The 18,885-nt window shown below is 32.7% G+C and carries 21 protein-coding genes; 2 read left to right on the top strand and 19 right to left on the bottom strand.

What is annotated here, in order from left to right; translation table 11 throughout:
• From CLV55_RS04145 to recR, 6 genes are all read right to left on the bottom strand, one after another.
• Positions 1-102, bottom strand: a 102-nt coding sequence (locus tag CLV55_RS04145; RefSeq protein WP_170122238.1) for a hypothetical protein, incomplete at its 3' end; no start/stop codon positions are given.
• Between the two features lie 22 nt (positions 103-124).
• On the bottom strand, positions 125-1,516 hold the full coding sequence (locus tag CLV55_RS04140) for a UDP-glucose 6-dehydrogenase (protein WP_112112472.1): 1,392 nt from the start codon (positions 1,514-1,516) through the stop codon (positions 125-127).
• A gap of 6 nt (positions 1,517-1,522) precedes the next feature.
• On the bottom strand, positions 1,523-2,488 hold the full coding sequence (locus tag CLV55_RS04135) for an SDR family oxidoreductase (protein ID WP_112112471.1): 966 nt from the start codon (positions 2,486-2,488) through the stop codon (positions 1,523-1,525).
• Positions 2,485-4,956, bottom strand: coding sequence for a polysaccharide biosynthesis tyrosine autokinase (locus CLV55_RS04130; protein ID WP_112112470.1), 2,472 nt, complete (start codon positions 4,954-4,956; stop codon positions 2,485-2,487). The genes CLV55_RS04135 and CLV55_RS04130 overlap by 4 nt, the downstream gene beginning before the upstream one ends.
• 9 nt (positions 4,957-4,965) lie before the next feature.
• Positions 4,966-5,751 carry a polysaccharide biosynthesis/export family protein gene (locus CLV55_RS04125; protein ID WP_112112469.1) on the bottom strand — a complete coding sequence of 262 codons (786 nt, stop codon included), beginning with the start codon at positions 5,749-5,751 and terminating at the stop codon, positions 4,966-4,968.
• A 58-nt stretch (positions 5,752-5,809) separates the two neighbouring features.
• A complete protein-coding gene (recR, locus tag CLV55_RS04120) occupies positions 5,810-6,430 on the bottom strand; it encodes a recombination mediator RecR (RefSeq protein WP_112112468.1) in 621 nt (206 codons plus the stop codon).
• Positions 6,431-6,569: 139 nt separating this feature from the next.
• On the opposite strand from recR, the gene CLV55_RS04115 reads away from it, so the two are divergent.
• Positions 6,570-8,066 carry a sodium:solute symporter gene (locus tag CLV55_RS04115; RefSeq protein WP_112112467.1) on the top strand — a complete coding sequence of 499 codons (1,497 nt, stop codon included), beginning with the start codon at positions 6,570-6,572 and terminating at the stop codon, positions 8,064-8,066.
• Here CLV55_RS04115 and CLV55_RS04110 read toward each other — a convergent pair.
• Positions 8,063-8,428, bottom strand: a complete 366-nt coding sequence (locus CLV55_RS04110; protein WP_112112466.1) for a CoA-binding protein — start codon at positions 8,426-8,428, stop codon at positions 8,063-8,065. The genes CLV55_RS04115 and CLV55_RS04110 overlap by 4 nt on opposite strands.
• A 91-nt stretch (positions 8,429-8,519) precedes the next feature.
• Here CLV55_RS04110 and CLV55_RS04105 point away from each other — a divergent pair, with 91 nt between their 5' ends.
• Positions 8,520-9,155, top strand: a complete 636-nt coding sequence (locus CLV55_RS04105) for a MarC family NAAT transporter (protein WP_112112465.1) — start codon at positions 8,520-8,522, stop codon at positions 9,153-9,155.
• 60 nt (positions 9,156-9,215) lie between these two features.
• On the opposite strand, the gene ctlX is transcribed toward CLV55_RS04105, so the two are convergent.
• The 12 genes from ctlX to infA all read right to left on the bottom strand — a co-directional run bounded on the left by ctlX (position 9,216) and on the right by infA (position 18,883).
• A complete protein-coding gene (gene ctlX / locus CLV55_RS04100; RefSeq protein WP_112112489.1) occupies positions 9,216-10,151 on the bottom strand; it encodes a citrulline utilization hydrolase CtlX in 936 nt (311 codons plus the stop codon).
• A gap of 136 nt (positions 10,152-10,287) precedes the next feature.
• Positions 10,288-11,199, bottom strand: a complete 912-nt coding sequence (locus CLV55_RS04095) for a dimethylarginine dimethylaminohydrolase family protein (RefSeq protein WP_112112488.1) — start codon at positions 11,197-11,199, stop codon at positions 10,288-10,290.
• A gap of 89 nt (positions 11,200-11,288) precedes the next feature.
• On the bottom strand, positions 11,289-12,572 hold the full coding sequence (locus CLV55_RS04090; protein ID WP_112112464.1) for a citrate synthase: 1,284 nt from the start codon (positions 12,570-12,572) through the stop codon (positions 11,289-11,291).
• 283 nt (positions 12,573-12,855) lie between these two features.
• Complete coding sequence (gene eno / locus CLV55_RS04085; protein WP_112112463.1) at positions 12,856-14,148, bottom strand: phosphopyruvate hydratase; 1,293 nt, start codon at positions 14,146-14,148, stop codon at positions 12,856-12,858.
• A gap of 132 nt (positions 14,149-14,280) precedes the next feature.
• Positions 14,281-15,390, bottom strand: a complete 1,110-nt coding sequence (gene carA / locus CLV55_RS04080) for a glutamine-hydrolyzing carbamoyl-phosphate synthase small subunit (RefSeq protein WP_112112462.1) — start codon at positions 15,388-15,390, stop codon at positions 14,281-14,283.
• A gap of 131 nt (positions 15,391-15,521) precedes the next feature.
• Complete coding sequence (rplQ, locus tag CLV55_RS04075) at positions 15,522-16,031, bottom strand: 50S ribosomal protein L17 (RefSeq protein WP_112112461.1); 510 nt, start codon at positions 16,029-16,031, stop codon at positions 15,522-15,524.
• Positions 16,032-16,061: 30 nt separating this feature from the next.
• Complete coding sequence (locus CLV55_RS04070; protein WP_112112460.1) at positions 16,062-17,054, bottom strand: DNA-directed RNA polymerase subunit alpha; 993 nt, start codon at positions 17,052-17,054, stop codon at positions 16,062-16,064.
• A 21-nt stretch (positions 17,055-17,075) separates the two neighbouring features.
• Positions 17,076-17,681, bottom strand: a complete 606-nt coding sequence (gene rpsD / locus CLV55_RS04065) for a 30S ribosomal protein S4 (protein ID WP_112112459.1) — start codon at positions 17,679-17,681, stop codon at positions 17,076-17,078.
• A gap of 89 nt (positions 17,682-17,770) precedes the next feature.
• The gene (gene rpsK, locus CLV55_RS04060) at positions 17,771-18,154 is read right to left on the bottom strand and encodes a 30S ribosomal protein S11 (protein WP_112112458.1); all 384 of its coding nucleotides are present in this window, start codon (positions 18,152-18,154) and stop codon (positions 17,771-17,773) included.
• An 8-nt stretch (positions 18,155-18,162) separates the two neighbouring features.
• The gene (gene rpsM / locus CLV55_RS04055) at positions 18,163-18,537 is read right to left on the bottom strand and encodes a 30S ribosomal protein S13 (protein WP_112112457.1); all 375 of its coding nucleotides are present in this window, start codon (positions 18,535-18,537) and stop codon (positions 18,163-18,165) included.
• Between the two features lie 2 nt (positions 18,538-18,539).
• Positions 18,540-18,656 carry a type B 50S ribosomal protein L36 gene (gene ykgO, locus CLV55_RS04050; RefSeq protein ID WP_112112456.1) on the bottom strand — a complete coding sequence of 39 codons (117 nt, stop codon included), beginning with the start codon at positions 18,654-18,656 and terminating at the stop codon, positions 18,540-18,542.
• Between the two features lie 11 nt (positions 18,657-18,667).
• Entirely contained in the window at positions 18,668-18,883 is a 216-nt protein-coding gene (gene infA / locus CLV55_RS04045) for a translation initiation factor IF-1 (RefSeq protein ID WP_026714631.1), read from the bottom strand.
• Between the last annotated feature and the right edge of the window lie 2 nt (positions 18,884-18,885).

Below are 18,885 nucleotides of genomic sequence, written 5' to 3'. Positions count from 1 at the left end.
ACCGTTTATATCAAAACCAACCACATCATATTGGGTCGCAAATAATCGTGCCAATGGCAAACCTACATAGCCTAATCCTATTACTCCTATTTTTATACTCATAGAATTTTGTTTTAATAATTAATTATGTTCCAATAGACTGAAATACAAACCCTATTTCTCTCATTTTATGTGCATCTAATATATTTCTTCCGTCAAACACAAAAGCGGGCTTTAACATCGCATCATATATTTTTTGCCAATCGTATTGTTTAAACTCATCCCATTCGGTGAGAACAGCAATAGCATGAGAATTTTTACATGCTTCATAAGGATCTGAAAAAGAAACAACTCTTTTTTCATTTTCTTCTGACGTTCTAGTCTCTAAATAATTTAAATCTGACATAATCTGTTTATGGTCTACCTTGGGATCAAAAACTGCTATATTTGCTTGTTCATTTATTAAATCATCTGCCACATAAATAGCCGCAGACTCTCTTGTATCGTTGGTATCTTTTTTGAAAGCCCATCCTAAAAAGGTAATTTTTTTATCGGCTATCGTATTATAAAGAGAACTTACAATTTTCAATGAAAATCTTCTTTTTTGATGATCGTTCATAATTATTACTTGTTCCCAATAATTCGCAACTTCATTCAATCCAAAAGATTTACAGATATAAACCAAATTTAAGATATCTTTTTGAAAACAAGAACCTCCAAATCCAACTGAAGCTTTCAAAAATTTATTTCCAATTCTACTATCAGTACCAATTGCATTGGCAACTTCACTAACATTAGCACCGGTTTTTTCGCATAGCTCAGAAATAGCATTTATAGAAGATACTCTTTGTGCTAAAAAGGCATTTGCTGTTAATTTTGACAACTCAGAAGACCATAAATTTGTTGTTAAAATTCTCTCTTTAGGAACCCAATTAGAATAAACATCTACCAAAGCCTGAATAGCTTTTCTCCCTTGATCGTTTTCATCCCCTCCAATTAAAACGCGATCAGGCATAAATAAATCTTCTACAGCAGTTCCTTCAGCCAAAAATTCCGGATTTGATAATATTTGAAACTGCACTCCATTTCCCGTATTATCTAAAATATTTTTAATTGCCTCGGCGGTTCTTACAGGCAATGTAGATTTTTCTACAACAATTTTATCATTTTTAGATACTCTTGCAATTTGTCTTGCGCATAATTCTATATATTTCAAATCTGCTGCCATCCCTTTTCCTAAACCATACATTTTAGTTGGGGTATTTACAGAAATAAAAATCATTTGTGCCTCATCTATTGCTTGATCTACCTGTGTTGAGAAAAATAAATTTCTACCTCTTGCTTCACCTACAACTTCAGACAAACCAGGTTCATAAACTGGAATATTATTTACATCTTTATCGTTCCATTTAGCGATTCTTTCTTCATTCAAATCAACTACAGTAACTTTAATATGTGGACATTTTTGAGCAATCACTGCCATTGTAGGGCCTCCAACATATCCTGCACCTATACAGCAAATATTAGTTATTTTCATATTATATTATTTTAGATTTTCCCAATACCATTTAACTGCTTCTTTTAAACCATCGTTAAAGGAGTATTTGGGATTGTAATTTAGTAATTTTTTTGCTTTTTCAATACTTGCTAATGAATGAGGAATATCTCCAGCTCTATTGGGACCATGAATAATTTCAACATTTCCAATTTCTGATTCAAACTCAGATAAATATTGTTTTAATAAATTTACCATCTGATTTAAAGTTGTTCGATCTCCATAAGCCGTATTATAAACGGTGTTAATTGCATTGGAATCTGTAGTTGTCATAGCTAATTCATTCATCTGAATAACGTTATCAATATAAGTAAAGTCCCTTGAATAATTGCCATCACCATTAATTATGGGACTTTCCTTTTTCATTAATTGCATTACAAACTTAGGAATAACAGCAGCATATGCTCCATTTGGATCTTGTTTTCTTCCAAAAACATTAAAATATCTTAACCCAATTGTTTCAAGTCCGTACGTTCTGCTAAAAATTTCAGCATACAATTCATTTACATATTTTGTTATGGCATAGGGCGACAATGGCTTACCTATTTTATCTTCTACTTTTGGTAATGATTCTGAATCTCCATAGGTTGAAGAACTAGCAGCATATACAAATCTTTTAATTCCATTATCTCTAGAAGCAACCAACATATTAAGAAAGCCAGAGACATTCACATCATTACTAGTTATTGGATCTTTTATAGAACGAGGTACTGACCCTAAAGCTGCTTGATGAAGTACATAATCTATATCTTTTGTAGCCAATAAACAATCATCAATATTTCGAATATCTCCTTCAATTAATTTGAATTTCCCATTTGATAAAAATGGTTGAATATTATGCCTATGTCCAGTCGCAAAATTGTCTAAACAAGCAACTTCATAACCTTTATTTAAAAAATATTCGCATAAATTAGAGCCAATAAATCCAGCTCCTCCTGTAATCAGTATTTTCATGAATTGTTTTTATTTTTATTAGCAACTAATTTATTTATGATTTTTACTATCCTATTTTCTTTATCATCTTCTTGATGGTAACCGTTTGCGTAGTTTCCATAGCCATAACCATAACCATAGCCATAGCCATAGCCGTACTTAGCTTTATTTTCAAAACCGTTTAAAATTATACTTACATTCTTCAATTCTTCTCTACTGACACGATTATTTAGCAAATTAACCATTTCCTTTTTGGTGTAATTTTGTCTCATAACATATAATGTAATATCAGCAAATGCTGCCAACTCCATCGAATCTGAAACCAACCCTACAGGTGGAGTATCAAGAATAATGTATTCATATTTACTCTTCAATTCTTCCATAAACTTTACCATTGTTTCTCCCATAATCAACTCGGAAGGATTTTGGGGTATAGGTCCTGCTGTAATTACATCAAGATAGGGTATTTTAGTTTTATGAGTCACCTCATCCAATGTGTTTTCTTCAGTTAAATAATTAACAACCCCTATATGATTTGTTAAATTAAAATCATCAAAAATTTTGGGTTTTCTCAAATCAAGTCCAACAATAACAGTTTTCTTCTCACTCAAAGCAAAAACGGTTGCAATATTTATAGAACAAAATGTTTTTCCTTCTCCACTTACAGAAGAAGTCAACATTAATGTTTTTGCTCCAACCACCTTATTTTTTCTGTACAAAAACTGCAATGAAGAACGTATCGCTCGAAACGATTCTGATAAAGCCGATTTCGGTTTTTCAAAAACAGTTAAGTTAGTAGCTGATTTTTTAACTCCTATCACCCCTATGAGTGGTAATCTAGTTAAATTTGAGATATCATCAGTATTTTGTATCGAATTATTTATGTAAAAAATTAAAAAAACTATAAACAAAGGCACTAATAGCCCTACAAAAATGGCAATAACATAATTTACGCTTGTTCTAGGTCCTATTAACCCTCCTCCAATATCTTTGGCTGGATCAATAAACTGGATATCTGAAAGATTTGCTGCTTTAACTATTTGAGCTTCTGTTCTTTTTTGTAAATAAGTCTCGTAAATATTATTATTCAATTCATATTTACGCATAATTTTCAAATATTCTTGATGATCTTCTGGAAGTGCTGAAATTTGCCCTTCCATTTTATCGATTTTATTTTTTATTTGTTTTGATTCAAATTGAATAGCTGCTTTAGCAGAATTAATATTTTCCAATAAAACATTTTTTACAGCAGAAATTTCATTATCTATATTATTAAACATCAAATCACTCTTGACAGAATAGACCATTTCAGATCTTCTTACTGACAATTCGACCAATTTAGTAACGTTCAACAATATATTAGGATCTTCAATCCCAGCTACTGAAGGGGCTGGTAACTTTGAGAAATCATTTGATCGCTTCAAATAATTGCTCAAATTATTATAGTAGTTTATTTTTCTATCAACATCCCCATTTACCTTATCCAAATCTACTATTTGTTCTTGCAACACACTACCACCGCTTTCTAATTGAGGAATATTTTTATTCTTACTAAACATCTTCAAGTCTTGATTTGCTTTCTTGAGATCTCCTTCCATCAATTGCAATGTAGTATCAATAAATTTTATCGTATTTTCAGCAAATAAATTCTTATTATCTAATTGTCTTTTTATTAATGTCTTAACCGTTTCATTTAAATAATCGACAATTCTAGATTTATTTGTCCCATCCATTGAGAGCTTTAATATGGATGGAGATTTTTCATCAATATCAATTCTTAATTTTTTATAATCGGAAACTACCTCATCAAAAGACATGAATTTTACCATAAATTCTTTACCTTCATAATTCTCAGAATTTGGAACTATTTCAAGACTCCAATGTAAAAAAGGCAGAGAAACTGATTGTCCCACTTTATATCTTTTTACTATTTTAGTTGTTCCTAAGTTTACGACATTTTTTGAATTGGATAAATAATTAATTACGGGAACTGTATTTGAATTTGCAGTAATCGAAATCTCATATTCAGTAGGAGAAACAAACTTGATATTTACAGGAATATCAAACAATTGACCTTTTGCTTTATCAATTTTAACTATAAAAGGAGTACTTCCATAAACATCTTGAATATAGTACTTTTGTTGTTGCAGATACTCAATGTAAAACTGTAATTTATCTACAACAATCTCGTTGTGAGATCTTGACTTCAAAGTAGTAGCAATATTTTGAACCTGATCAGAACTACCTCCCCAATTAAAAACCAAACTTGTATTTGAGGTAAACAACGGATTATCTTGCTCTTTGATGGCTATCGTTGTGTCTAAGGAATATATTTTTTGTTGACGAATATTTATTTGATAAGCCACTATCAAACATACTATTAATCCAAATAAAAACCACTTCCAATAACTTCCTGTTTTTATCAAAAACATTTTGAAGTCAAATTTATTTTGGTTTTCAAAAAAGGAAAAATCTTTAATATCTAACATGAACTCTTTTTATTTTTTTAATAGTAAAAATGTTGTCGTTGCCAATGATAAAATAGTAATTAATGTACTCAAAGATTCTATCCCTGTCTTTCCTGTACCCCATGTCTTTTGTTTCAAGGGTTTTACATAAATATAATCATTGGGTTGTAGATAATATCCAGTCGAGTAGACCACATTTTGGTCTGTTAAATCTAAACTAAACGTTTCAGTTCCTTGAGGAAATTGTCGAATGACTTTAACATCCTTTCTATCTCCAGTCACAGTGATATCCCCAGAATTCGCAATGGCTTCCAACACATTCACCCTATCTTGATACATGATTTTGGTTCCTGTATTATTTACTTCTCCATTAACCGTATATCTAAATCCGGAAAGTTTCACACTTACAAAAATTCCTGCCTCTTTTTTAAAATGCTCTTGCAGCAAAAGTGTTTCTATTTTCTCCCTAGTTTCCTCCAAAGTATATCCCAAAACATTAATTTCTCCCAAAATAGGCAACCTAATATTCCCATGATCATTAACAGTATATCCTTTTAAATACAACATTTGATCAGACATACTAATCCCTGAAGCGACATCTGAATTAAATATTTCAACCACTTTAGGGTCTATCGCCTTTATTGAAATACTTAAGATATCATTTGTTTGAAGTCTATAGGGTTTAAAAGCAATAGAAGTAATTGACGCAGGATTGGCATCATTTTTATTTTGTAGATATACCAAATCTTGTGTCGGAACACACGAAGAACAAAAAACAACAAAAAGAATATATATAAATAAATTGCGTAGATTCATTAGCAAGCCAAATTAGCAAACAAAAATAGATTTTTCAAGTCTAATATTAAAATAATATCTAATTATTTTTCAAAGCATTTTCAAAAGGAACGCGATGCACAATACTTCTTCCTAATGTCACTTCATCGGCATATTCCAACTCATCACCTACTGCAATTCCTCGCGCTATAGTTGACGTCTTAACATCAACTTCCTTTATTTGCTTGTAAATGTAAAAATTTGTTGTATCACCTTCTATGGTTGAGCTTAAAGCAAAAATAACCTCTTCTATATCACCCGACTTTACTTTTTCTACTAATGATGCTATAGTCAACTGACTTGGTCCAATTCCCTCAATAGGTGATATTTTTCCCCCCAAAACATGATACAATCCTTTAAATTGATTGGTGTTTTCAATAGCCATAACATCTCTCACATCTTCAACAACACAAATGATTTTTGGATTTCGAGTAGAATTTGCACAAATATCACAAACATCGGTATCTGAAATATTATGACATTTTTTACAAAATTTAATATCCTTTCGCATATTGAGCAATGCATTTGATAAATATTGCGTTTGTTCTTCAGGTTGTTTGAGCAAATGCAACACCAAACGAAGCGCTGTTCTTTTGCCAATTCCAGGCAATTGAGCCATTTCGTTTACTGCCTTTTCAAGTAATTTTGAAGAAAATTCCATTTGGCAAAAGTAAGGAATAGATGTTTAGATTTATAGATTTTTGAATATTAGATTTCCAAAATCAATCATTCGTTCTTTTTTTCCTTTTCTAATATCTATATTCTGATTTATTTCTATTTTAGCGAAAACAAATTAAACCATGACACCCACAGCAATTCTTATACTTATCATATCCTATTTTGGGTTACTGCTACTCATTTCAAATCTTGTAAGTAAAAAAAGTGCCGATAACAACACCTTTTTTAGTGCCAATAAAAATTCGAAATGGTACTTAGTGGCCTTCGGAATGATTGGAACTGCGATTTCGGGTATTACTTTTATCTCTGTACCTGGTGAAGTAGGAAATCCAGATTTGCAGTTCAAATATTTTCAATTTGTGCTAGGCTGTGCCATCGGATTTGTTATTGTAGCAAAAATCTTACTCCCACTCTATTACAGAATGAATTTAACCTCTATCTACGGGTATATCGAACAAAGACTTGGAGTAGTAAGCTATAAAACTGCCGCTTCTATTTTTTTGATTGGAAGAACGATTGGTTCCGCTTTTAGGTTATATCTTGTTATCTTTGTTTTGCAACGCTATGTATTTGATTTCTACCACATCCCCTTCGCCATAACAGTATTAATTTCACTTGCTTTTATTTTTGCATATACTTATCGAGGTGGACTGAAAACAATCATCATTACAGACACTCTGCAAACGTTTTTCTTAATCTCATCTGTTTTTTTAACATTGTATTTCATTTGCAACAGTTTGAATTATTCCGTTATTGAAGCTTTTGAAAAAATTAAAACCAGTCAGTATTCCAAGACTTTTTTCTTTGAAGATTATTGTAAAGGAACTTATTTCTGGAAGCAAATTTTAGGAGGAATATTTGTAACCATTGCCACTGTAGGATTGGATCAAGATTTAATGCAAAAAAATTTAAGTTGCAAAAACATTAAAGAAGCACAAAAAAACATGTTTACCTTTACTGGAATTTTTCTTGTAATCAACATCTTTTTTTTAAGTGTTGGGGCCTTGCTTTACATTTATGCAACCAAAAACGGAATTGTAGTTCCAATGGTGAATGATATTGCCAGAACCGATTTACTTTTTCCAGAAATTGCTATTCATCATTTAAGTCTTATTCCTTCTATAGTTTTTCTTTTAGGACTTACAGCCGCTACTTTTGCAACTACAGACTCCGCATTAACAGCATTAACCACTTCGTTTTGTGTCGATTTTTTAGGCATGGATAAATCTGAAAATCTAAACAAACCTAACATTGTAAGAACACGTCATTTAGTTCATATAGGATTTTCATTTTTAATGTTTTTGGTCATCATTGTTTTTAACGCAATAAACGATGATTCGGTTGTAAAAATGGTTTTTAAAATTGCTACATACACCTATGGCCCACTTCTTGGACTCTATTCATTTGGTTTATTTATAAAATCTAAAACAGTAAAAGACAAATGGGTACCGCTTATTTGCTTGATTGCTCCAACGATTTGCTTTATACTCTCGCAAAATTCGGAAAGATTCTTTGGAAACTATGTTATTGACAACGAACTCATCATCTTGAATGGACTGATTACTTTTATTGGACTGTTATTTATCAGTAAGCCAGCAACAAAACAAACTCAATTTTAATACTGATTCGTCGTTAATAGCACCAGAGTACACGCTTCTTCCACTTTGATGTTGTTCGATTTCAAAAGTTGATACAATTCAGGATTTTCAGTTCCTGGATTGAAAATTACTCTTTTGGGGTTTGTCTCTAAAATGTAATTGTAATAGTCACGCTGACGTAAGGGATTCAAATACAAAGTAACTGTATCAATATTTTTCAATGGGATATTTTTCGTTCTAATAGTTATTCCTGCAACTTCGCCTTGATTTTGACCAATCGCAATAACAGAATTACCTTTATCAACGAGCAGCTTTATCGCTTTAAAAGAATACCTCTCAGGTTTTGTAGAGGCTCCTAGAACTAGAGTTTTCTTATTTTTCATTTTTCAAAATTAGTGAATCTTGTTTTTATTTTAACGCTTCTCTTTTATTCTTTATCTATCTTTGCCGAATGATAATTTTAAATAGGAAAAAATGGATGTTTTTTTAAATACATTTTTTGTTTTGGTAGGAGCTTTGTTTTCAGTATTGAATCCTTTTGGGGCCATTCCTTTTTTTGTGGGATTAACCCAAGATTTCAATAAATCTGAGCGTTCAAGAGTTTCTCTTTGGACTGCAATAAATGTGTGTATTATTCTTCTTATTTCCTTTTTTGCAGGTGAATATGTGTTACGCTTTTTTGGCATTACCATTCCTGCCCTACGAATTGCTGGTGGAATCTTGATTTCTAGTTCTGGTTTTGGATTATTGAATGCCAATCAGAAAAAGAGAAAGGGGATCAGTAAAGAAGTTGAGGAAGATTTACAACATCGTAATTCAATAGCACTAACACCACTTGCTATGCCCATGTTGGCAGGACCTGGTTCTATATCTTTTTTAATTGCTTTCAATCAAGATCATCATAAAACAACGGAAATACTAGCATCATGTTTTTCTGTAATTATTGTTTCGTTACTCATATTTTTGATATTAAGAAGTGCTCATTATTTAGCAAAATATTTAGGAGCTTCTGGAATTGTGGCGATTTCAAGAATCGTAGGTTTCTTGACGGTTGCTATCGGAATTCAATATATTATTAGTGCTATATTAAGTATCATTAGAGGTATTTAATATGAAAAAAATCCCAAAATCTAGAGTTTTAGATTTTGGGATTTTTTCTACTTTTTTTTACTACTCTTTCGGCAAGAATATTTCGGCCATCATGCAACGGGCACTGCCACCCCCACAGGCTTCAATTGTATCTAAACTTGAATGTAAAATAGTAATATGTTCTTCAAGTTGTGCAATTTGTTTTTTTGTTAAAGCATGGTATGCTGAAGAACTCATTACCAAATACCTTCTATCATCGGCCCCTTTTACTTCTAGCATATTTCCTGCAAAGTTATTAACTTGATCTTCTGTGATTAAAATCACCTCTTTATCATCCCCTCTCAAACTATCAAGAACCATTTTGCGTTCGCTTTTATCATCAATAGCATCAGCACATACCACCGCAAAAGTATCACCTATACACATCATAACATTAGTATGATATATCAATTTTCGTTCGCCACCCACAGTTTGATACGCTTCAAAAATAACCGGTTGCATATCATAATCTTCGCAAAATTCTATAAATAACTCTTCATCTGCTCTGGGAGAAAGAGCACAATAAGCTTTACCATTTTCTCTATCTAACAACAAACTTCCCGTTCCTTCAAGATAGATCCCATCTTGTTCTGCCTGAGAGTAGTCCATGATTTCATTAATAACAAAACCTTTTTCTTCTAAAATATCGAGTATATCTTCTCTTCGTTCTGCGCGTCTGTTTTCGGCAAACATGGGATATAAAATAACATCGCCATTTTCATGAAATGAAATCCAATTGTTTGGAAAAATACTATCAGGGGTATCAGGCGTGAGCGTATCTTCAACTACTGTGACATCTACACCCACTGCGCGCAATTTTTTTACAAAAGCATCAAACTCCTCCTGAGCTTTAGCATTAACCGTATCCGGAGTTAATCCGTCTAATACTTTTTGATAATAATTATTTACAGCCGTTTGTTCATTCATGCGGAATGATATAGGACGAATCATTAAAATGGAATTTGTAGTTTGTTTCATTTTGATTTGATTTTGGTTGTCAGTTTTCGGTTTGGTTGCTTTTTTGTTTTCCAATTACTTTCAACGTATTTTTATAAAATATAATTCTTTAGACTTATCATGTTTATTTAACTCAAAATCCACAATTCAGAACTTCTCAATCTCTAATCAATGGTAATGTAGAACATCGTAAAAGGCCCTCTTGTTTGGCGATTTCTGCATAGGGAAGTTCCTCTACTGTAAATCCTTGTTCCCGTAACCAAGTATTTAATCGTGTGAAATTTCTTTCGGAAACAACAACATCTGGAGCAATTGAAAAAACATTGGAATTCATACGGTACATCTCCTCACGCGTGATGTGGAATAAATTTTCTTTACCAAACAAATTAACCAAGTACATGTAATCTGACTCTTCTCGGAATCCACTTTTATAAATAATCCCTTTATTGATTCCTACGGGTTGAAAACAACAATCTAAGTGGAGCGCATTATCCCTTGCTTCGAGTTTTGATTTTACTAAATCGAATTCTTTAACAATTTTATGAGGAAATAGGTTTCTAATAAATTCAACTCCCTCCATATTGGTCCTTGCCGTAATATAATCTTTATAATCAGACCCTTTGTAGGTACCTATAAAAACATAGTCATTCCACAACATTACATCACCCCCTTCTATATGCACTGTATCGGGAGGGCGTACTACTTTATTGGGATCTATTTGATCAATAATATACTGAATGGCGTCTAATTCTCTATTTCTATCAGGCAAAATATTTGCTTTTATAAAAACATCATCAATGACAAATCCGATGTCTCTTGAGAAAATCTGATTATAATTCTCAATCATTTCAGGGCGATAAACCGTAACATTGTATTTTTTAAAAACCGCATGAAACGCTTCCATTTCATTAATCATATCTGATTCTACAGGATACGTACCCGCTAAAATATGTTCGAGAGATTTTGGGTCATAAGCCTCTTCAACTGTTGGAGTAGGGCCATTATTTACAGCCGAACCCAACACAACAGCCCTTAATCTTGACGTTTCATTCTTAACATTTAATTTCATAGTATGTGCTTTTGGCATTAGGCAAATATAAAAAAGCTCCGCCGATTTGCGAAGCTTTTATATAGAAAGTCTCTATTTTATTTATCTTTTTATCTTTTATCCATAGGAACAAAATCACGCAGCGGATAACCTGTATACACTTGTCTTGGTCGTCCAATAGGTTCTTTATTGACACGCATTTCTTTCCATTGTGCAATCCAACCTGGTAAACGACCTATTGCAAAAAGAACCGTAAACATATCGGTTGGTATTCCTAAAGCGCGGTAGATAATCCCTGAGTAAAAATCAACATTTGGATATAATTTTCTAGACACAAAGTAATCATCGACTAAAGCTGCCTCCTCTAATTTTTTAGCGATTTGCAAAATGGGATCATCAACTCCTAAAGTACTCAGTACTTCGTCGGCTGCTTTTTTAATGATTTTTGCTCTTGGGTCAAAATTTTTGTACACTCTGTGTCCGAATCCCATCAAACGGAAAGGATCATCTTTGTCTTTAGCTTTAGCTAAATATTTATCGGCATCTCCTCCATCTTTTTGAATGGCCTCAAGCATTTCTAACACCGCTTGGTTAGCCCCACCATGAAGAGGTCCCCACAACGCAGAAACTCCAGCAGAAATTGACGCAAATAAACCTGCATGAGAAGATCCCACTATTCTCACGGTTGATGTAGAACAGTTTTGTTCGTGATCTGCGTGAAGAATAAATAACTTATCTAAAGCATCAATTACAACTTTGTTTTGTGTATATGGTCCTGTAGGAAGTCCAAACATTAAATGCATAAAGTTTTCAACATAGCCTTTCGTATTATCATAATAATTTAAAGGATAGCCCATCATTTTTCTGTATGTCCAAGTAGCAATGACCAAAAATTTGGCCATGGTTTTGCAAACCGCTTCGTACATTTCTTTTTCATTTTCTACATTTACTACTTTAGGATTAAAAGCAGTCAACGCCGATGTCAATGAAGACAACACTCCCATGGGATGAGCCGTTTTAGGAAATCCATCTATGATGTTTTTCATTTCTTCATTAACTAAAGTATACTTACGAATATCATTTTCGAATTTCTCTAATTGATTTTTTGTTGGCAATTCCCCAAAAATAACCAAATAAGAAACTTCAAGAAAATTCGCTTTTTCAGCTAAATCTTCTATGGCATATCCTCTATAACGAAGAATACCCTCTTCTCCATCCAAGAAGGTGATATCACTTTTACACGATCCTGAGTTTTTATAACCTGGATCTAAAGTAATGGCGCCAGTCAAGGCACGTAATTTTTCGATATCAATAGCAGGTTCATTTTCGCTTCCAACGATTACTGGAAACTCATATTTATTGCCATCATACTCTAATATTGCTGTTTTTGACATGATATAAATTGAAAATTAAATCTTATAAAATTATAATTTAACAAAATTATGGAATTCCAAATGAATAAAAAAAGAATTACAACAACGATTTCGTTAATTTTATTATAAAAATTGCAAGATTGGTATAGATTTTTAATTCCCTAACAAACTAAAATAAAAAAGAGTCTTTCCAAAAAGTTGAGCCTGTTTTACTATAATTACTTTTTATGAAAATCTTCACTAAACAATATCAGAATATTTTGACATAAAAAAGGCGGCCTTTTCAGACAGCCTCATGTTTAAATTATTTGATTTTAAAAGCTCTCAATCCAGGGAAGTAAGCTGTATCTCCCAATTCCTCTTCTATTCGTAAAAGTTGATTGTATTTTGCCATACGATCAGAACGTGAAGCTGATCCTGTTTTGATTTGTCCACAGTTTAAGGCTACTGCTAAATCGGCAATAGTATTGTCTTCTGTTTCACCAGAACGGTGTGACATTACCGAAGTATAACCCGCATTTTTAGCCATATTTACTGCGGCTATGGTTTCTGTTAAAGTTCCGATTTGGTTTACTTTTACTAAAATTGAATTCGCAATTCCTTTTTCAATCCCTGTTGATAGACGCTCCACATTAGTAACAAATAAATCATCACCAACTAATTGCACTCTATCGCCAATTAACTCGGTTAAATAGCTCCAACCTTCCCAATCGTTCTCTTGCATTCCATCTTCGATGGAAATAATTGGATATTTGGCTGCTAATTCTGACATATATTCGGCTTGTTCTTTAGAGGTTCTCACTTTTCCATTTGGTCCTTCAAATTTTGTGTAATCGTATTTTCCATCCACATAAAATTCGGAAGCGGCGCAATCTAAAGCTATCATTACTTCATCACCAAATTTGTAACCCGCATTTTCAACCGCTTTTTTGATGGTATCCAAAGCATCTTCAGTACCTCCTGCTAAATTTGGAGCAAAACCTCCTTCATCTCCAACAGCTGTTGACAAATTTCTATCGTGTAACACTTTCTTTAAATTATGGAAAATTTCAGTTCCCATTTGCATAGCATGTGTAAAAGAAGTGGCTTTTACAGGCATAATCATAAATTCCTGAAAAGCAATCGGAGCATCTGAATGCGACCCTCCATTGATAATATTCATCATAGGCACAGGCAATATATTGGCTGAAACTCCTCCTACATAACGATATAAAGGCAGTCCAACTTCATTTGCCGCTGCTTTGGCTGCCGCAAGTGAAACACCAAGAATAGCATTAGCCCCTAGATTTCCTTTGTTTGCAGTTCCATCTAAGTCAATCATAATTTGATCGATAAGATTTTGTTCAAATACAGAAACTCCCAATAATTCAGGGGCAATTTTTGTATTTACATTATCGACCGCTTTTAAAACTCCTTTTCCCATGTAGGCTTTACCACCATCACGAAGTTCAACCGCCTCATGTTCCCCTGTAGATGCTCCACTTGGAACGGCAGCACGTCCTAAAACGCCATTTTCAGTTACAACATCCACTTCTATGGTAGGATTTCCTCTAGAATCTAAAATTTGTCTCGCATGAACTTTAATAATAATACTCATTGTTATATTTTTTTATATTTAATTTTATAGTAAAATAAGTATACAAATTTAAGGATTTGTTAAATGAAAATCATTTTTAATCAAAAAACTTATAAACTCAATCGATTTAGTATCAGAATAAGTGATGAATAACTATCGTGATGCTTCTTTAATTAGATTAATAAATTCATCAAATAAATAAGATGCATCATGAGGTCCCGGACTTGCTTCTGGATGGTATTGAACCGAAAAACAAGGTTTGTTTCTCATTTTCATTCCAGCAACAGTATGGTCATTAATATGTAAATGGGTGATTTCTAATTCAGAATGAGAAGTAAGTTGTTCTTTATCAATTGCAAAGCCATGATTTTGGGAAGTTATTTCACCTTTATTGGTTGACAAATTAAGTACGGGATGATTATTTCCCCTATGTCCGTTGAACATTTTGTAAGTAGGAACATCATTGGCCAAACCTATGATTTGATGACCTAAACAAATGCCGAAAACAGGTTTATTAGAATCAATCATTTGTTTGGCTACTTGTTGAACTCCTTGTAAAGGTTCTGGGTCACCTGGACCATTGGACAAGAAAAAACCATCTGGATTAAAAGCGCTTATTTCTTCAAATGTAGAATCGAATGGAAAAACTTTTATATAACAATCGCGCAAAGCCAAATTTTTTAAGATGCTTCGCTTTATTCCCAAATCCAATGCTGCTATTTTATATGAGGCAGTATCACTACCAAAATAATATGGATGTGTAACCGAAACTTTAGAAGCAAGTTCCAATCCTTTCATATTTGGCATTGATGCTAGTTGCTCTTTCAAAGATTCGATTGTAGAATCCTCTGTTGAAATCACTGCATTTTGAGCACCATGTTCTCTGATATAGTTTACCAATGCCCGTGTATCAACCTCTGAAATGCAAACTAAGTTATGTTTAATAAAATAATCATATAAACTACCTTCTGAATCAGGTCTTGAATGGTTAAAGCTAAAATTTCTACAAATCAATCCAGAAATCATAATGTTATCTGATTCGACTTCGTGTTGATGAACCCCATAATTTCCGATATGCACAGAAGTGGTTACAAGAATTTGACCAAAATACGAGGGATCAGTAAAAATTTCTTGATATCCAGTCATTCCGGTGTTAAAACAAATTTCACCAAAAGTACTTCCCGAAATCCCAATAGATTTACCATAAAAAACAGTTCCATCAGCCAATAGAACTATTGCTTTTTTTTGTGTTGTGTTATTCATTATTTGTAGTTAGTTGTTGTTGCACAAATTTAGTTTTTTAATTCATATATTATACAATTAAAATTTTAAAAGGCATAAAAAAAGGATAAACGTAACTGTTTATCCTTTTTCTATTTATGAATTTGAATTCATTATTCTGCTGATTCTGTAGATTCTTCAGAAGAAGTTTCTGGAGCTTCAGGAGCTTTTGCTTCAGGAGCAGGAGCCACCTCAGATTTTTTAGCTTTTCCACCACGACGGCTTTTTGCTTTTTTCTCTTCTTTTTTACCTCCGTTGTATAACTCATTAAAATCTACTAATTCGATCATTGCCATATCAGCATTATCCCCTAGACGATTTCCTAATTTGATTATACGTGTGTATCCTCCTGGACGATCACCCACTTTTGCTGCAACTTCTCTAAAAAGTTCTGTTACACCATATTTATTTCTAAGGTAAGAAAATACAATACGACGATTGTGTGTAGTATCTTCTTTAGATTTAGTGATTAAAGGCTCAACAAATTGTTTAAGCGCTTTAGCTTTAGCTACAGTAGTATTAATACGTTTGTGCTCAATTAAAGAACAAGCCATATTAGCTAACATAGACTTTCTATGTCCCGTCTGTCTGCTTAAGTGATTTACTTTTTTTCCGTGTCTCATTTTAAATGCGATTTAATTTGAATAAAGAAACTAGTCTTTATCTAATTTATATTTTGACAAGTCCATTCCGAAAGTTAAATTCTTAACTGCAACAAGTTCATCAAGTTCAGTTAAAGATTTCTTACCAAAATTACGGAATTTCATTAAGTCGTGTTTGTTAAAAGAGACAAGGTCTCCTAATGTATCAACTTCTGCTGCTTTTAAACAATTTAAAGCTCTAACTGACAAATCCATATCTACAAGCTTCGTTTTAAGTAATTGTCTCATGTGTAAAGACTCTTCATCGTAAGAATCAGTTTGAGCAATTTCGTCAGCTTCTAGAGTAATTCTCTCATCAGAGAACAACATGAAATGGTGAATTAAAACTTTGGCAGCCTCAGTAAGTGCATCCTTTGGATTGATAGAACCATCCGTTTTGATTTCAAAAACTAATTTTTCATAGTCTGTTTTTTGTTCAACACGAAAGTTTTCAATTGCGTATTTCACATTAATCACAGGAGTAAAGATAGAATCAGTAAAGATAGTACCAATGGCTGCATTTTGCTTTTTATTTTCTTCTGCAGGAATATATCCTCTTCCTTTTTCAATGGTTAATTCCATATTGAAATTAACTTTAGAATCAAGATTACAAATCACTAAATCAGGGTTTAATATTTGAAAACCTGATATAAATTTTTGAAAATCTCCAGCAGTAATTTGTTCTTTACCAGTAATTGAAATCGTAACCGATTCATTATCTACATCTTCAATTTGACGTTTGAAACGTACTTGTTTAAGATTTAAGATAATTTCAGTAACATCTTCAACTACACCTGAAATAGTAGAGAATTCATGCTCAACACCTTCAATTCTGGTTGATGTAATAGCATAACCTTCCAAAGCAGAAAGTAAAACTCTTCTAAGTGCATTACCAACGGTCAATCCGTAACCAGGTTCTAAAGGTCTGAATTCAAACTTACCTTCAAAATCGGTTGAATCGATCATGATAACTTTATCGGGTTTTTGAAAATTAAATATTGCCATAATTTAGACTTAGGTCAATTATTATTTGTTGTACAACTCAACGATTAATTGTTCTTTGATATTTTCAGGAATTTGTAATCTAGCTGGTGCAGAAACAAATGTACCCGATTTAGTGTCGTTATTCCAAGTAATCCACTCATACACATGACTTGAATTAGCTAGAGAACGCTCAATAGACTCTAAAGATTTTGATTTTTCACGAACAGCGACAACATCTCCTGCTTTTAAGTGATATGAAGGAATGTTTACAACTTCTCCGTTCACAGTAATATGACGATGAGAAACAATTTGTCTTGCAGCTCTTCTTGATGAAGCGATGCCCATTCTAAAAACAACATTATCTAAACGAGCCTCACATAATTGAAGTAAGATTTCACCTGTTACTCCTTTAGAAGCAGCAGCTTTTTCATATAAATTTCTGAATTGTCTTTCTAAAATACCATAAGTATATTTAGCTTTTTGCTTTTCCATTAACTGAACAGCATATTCAGATTTTTTTCCTCTTTTTTTAGCCAAACCATGTTGCCCTGGAGGATAATTTCTTTTTTCGAAGGCTTTATCATCTCCGAAAATAGCTTCGCCGAATTTACGGGCGATTTTTGTACTTGGACCAGTATATCTTGCCATTTTTAAATTATTTTGAAAAAGAGATTATGAATTCAGGTCTAAATCCTTCGATAATCTGAAACCTTTTTCTAGTTATACTTTTATTAAAATTAAACTCTACGTCTTTTAGGAGGACGACATCCATTGTGAGGCATTGGAGTAACATCGATAATTTCTGTTACTTCAACTCCACTGTTGTGTATTGATCTGATAGCAGACTCACGTCCATTTCCAGGACCTTTAACATAAACTTTAACTTTTTTAAGTCCTGCTTCTAATGCAACTTTAGTACAATCTTCAGCTGCCATTTGTGCAGCATAAGGAGTATTCTTTTTAGAACCTCTAAAGCCCATTTTACCAGCAGATGACCATGAAATCACTTCTCCTTTTTTGTTAGTCAAAGAAATGATAATATTGTTAAAAGTTGCATTAATATGAGCTTCACCAGAAGATTCAATAATAACTTTACGTTTTTTTGTACTTGCTTTAGCCATATTACTTATTATTTAGTTGCTTTTTTCTTGTTAGCAACAGTTTTTCTTTTACCTTTTCTTGTTCTAGAGTTATTTTTAGTTCTTTGACCTCTCAATGGAAGACCAGATCTATGTCTAATACCTCTATAACAACCAATATCCATTAAACGTTTAATGTTCAGTGACGTTTCAGAACGCAACTCTCCTTCAATTTTGTAATAAGATACTGCATCACGAATCGCGTGAATTTGATCATCATTCCAATCTTGAACTTTAATATCTTGGCTAACTTGAGCTTTTTCTAAAATCTCAATTGCTCTACTTTTTCCTATTCCGAAGATATAGGTTAGTGCTATAACACCTCTTTTATTTTTAGGTATATCTACCCCTGCTATTCTTGCCATAACTATCCTTGTCTTTGTTTAAATCTAGGATTCATTTTGTTAATAACGTATAATCTTCCTTTTCTACGCACTATTATACAATCTGCGCTTCTTTTCTTTACTGATGTTCTTACTTTCATTTTTAATAACTTTAGTATCTGTAAGTGATTCTTGCTTTGGATAAATCGTAAGGACTCATTTCTAATTTTACTTTGTCACCAGGTAACAATTTAATATAATGCATACGCATTTTTCCAGAAATATGAGCAATTACAACGTGTCCATTTTCTAATTCTACTCGGAACATAGCATTGGACAATGCTTCAATTATTGATCCGTCTTGTTCTATTGCTGATTGTTTTGCCATAA

It is taken from the genome of Flavobacterium aciduliphilum (assembly GCF_003268855.1).
GTDB lineage: Bacteria > Bacteroidota > Bacteroidia > Flavobacteriales > Flavobacteriaceae > Flavobacterium > Flavobacterium aciduliphilum.
This window is presented reverse-complemented; position numbering and strand designations above follow the sequence as displayed.

Bases quoted from the DNA above. Each gene is read 5' to 3' on its own strand.
- carA (WP_112112462.1), bottom strand. From the start codon at position 15,390: ATGAATAACACAACACAAAAAAAAGCAATAGTTCTATTGGCTGATGGA.
- eno (WP_112112463.1), bottom strand. From the start codon at position 14,148: ATGAGTATTATTATTAAAGTTCATGCGAGACAAATTTTAGATTCTAGA.
- CLV55_RS04140 (WP_112112472.1), bottom strand. From the start codon at position 1,516: ATGAAAATAACTAATATTTGCTGTATAGGTGCAGGATATGTTGGAGGC.
- CLV55_RS04135 (WP_112112471.1), bottom strand. From the start codon at position 2,488: ATGAAAATACTGATTACAGGAGGAGCTGGATTTATTGGCTCTAATTTA.
- CLV55_RS04105 (WP_112112465.1), top strand. From the start codon at position 8,520: ATGGATGTTTTTTTAAATACATTTTTTGTTTTGGTAGGAGCTTTGTTT.
- CLV55_RS04070 (WP_112112460.1), bottom strand. From the start codon at position 17,054: ATGGCAATATTTAATTTTCAAAAACCCGATAAAGTTATCATGATCGAT.
- rpsK (WP_112112458.1), bottom strand. From the start codon at position 18,154: ATGGCTAAAGCAAGTACAAAAAAACGTAAAGTTATTATTGAATCTTCT.
- CLV55_RS04090 (WP_112112464.1), bottom strand. From the start codon at position 12,572: ATGTCAAAAACAGCAATATTAGAGTATGATGGCAATAAATATGAGTTT.
- ctlX (WP_112112489.1), bottom strand. From the start codon at position 10,151: ATGAAACAAACTACAAATTCCATTTTAATGATTCGTCCTATATCATTC.
- rpsM (WP_112112457.1), bottom strand. From the start codon at position 18,537: ATGGCAAGAATAGCAGGGGTAGATATACCTAAAAATAAAAGAGGTGTT.
- CLV55_RS04115 (WP_112112467.1), top strand. From the start codon at position 6,570: ATGACACCCACAGCAATTCTTATACTTATCATATCCTATTTTGGGTTA.
- CLV55_RS04110 (WP_112112466.1), bottom strand. From the start codon at position 8,428: ATGAAAAATAAGAAAACTCTAGTTCTAGGAGCCTCTACAAAACCTGAG.
- recR (WP_112112468.1), bottom strand. From the start codon at position 6,430: ATGGAATTTTCTTCAAAATTACTTGAAAAGGCAGTAAACGAAATGGCT.
- CLV55_RS04125 (WP_112112469.1), bottom strand. From the start codon at position 5,751: ATGAATCTACGCAATTTATTTATATATATTCTTTTTGTTGTTTTTTGT.
- rplQ (WP_112112461.1), bottom strand. From the start codon at position 16,031: ATGAGACACGGAAAAAAAGTAAATCACTTAAGCAGACAGACGGGACAT.
- infA (WP_026714631.1), bottom strand. From the start codon at position 18,883: ATGGCAAAACAATCAGCAATAGAACAAGACGGATCAATAATTGAAGCA.
- ykgO (WP_112112456.1), bottom strand. From the start codon at position 18,656: ATGAAAGTAAGAACATCAGTAAAGAAAAGAAGCGCAGATTGTATAATA.
- CLV55_RS04130 (WP_112112470.1), bottom strand. From the start codon at position 4,956: ATGTTAGATATTAAAGATTTTTCCTTTTTTGAAAACCAAAATAAATTT.
- CLV55_RS04095 (WP_112112488.1), bottom strand. From the start codon at position 11,199: ATGAAATTAAATGTTAAGAATGAAACGTCAAGATTAAGGGCTGTTGTG.
- rpsD (WP_112112459.1), bottom strand. From the start codon at position 17,681: ATGGCAAGATATACTGGTCCAAGTACAAAAATCGCCCGTAAATTCGGC.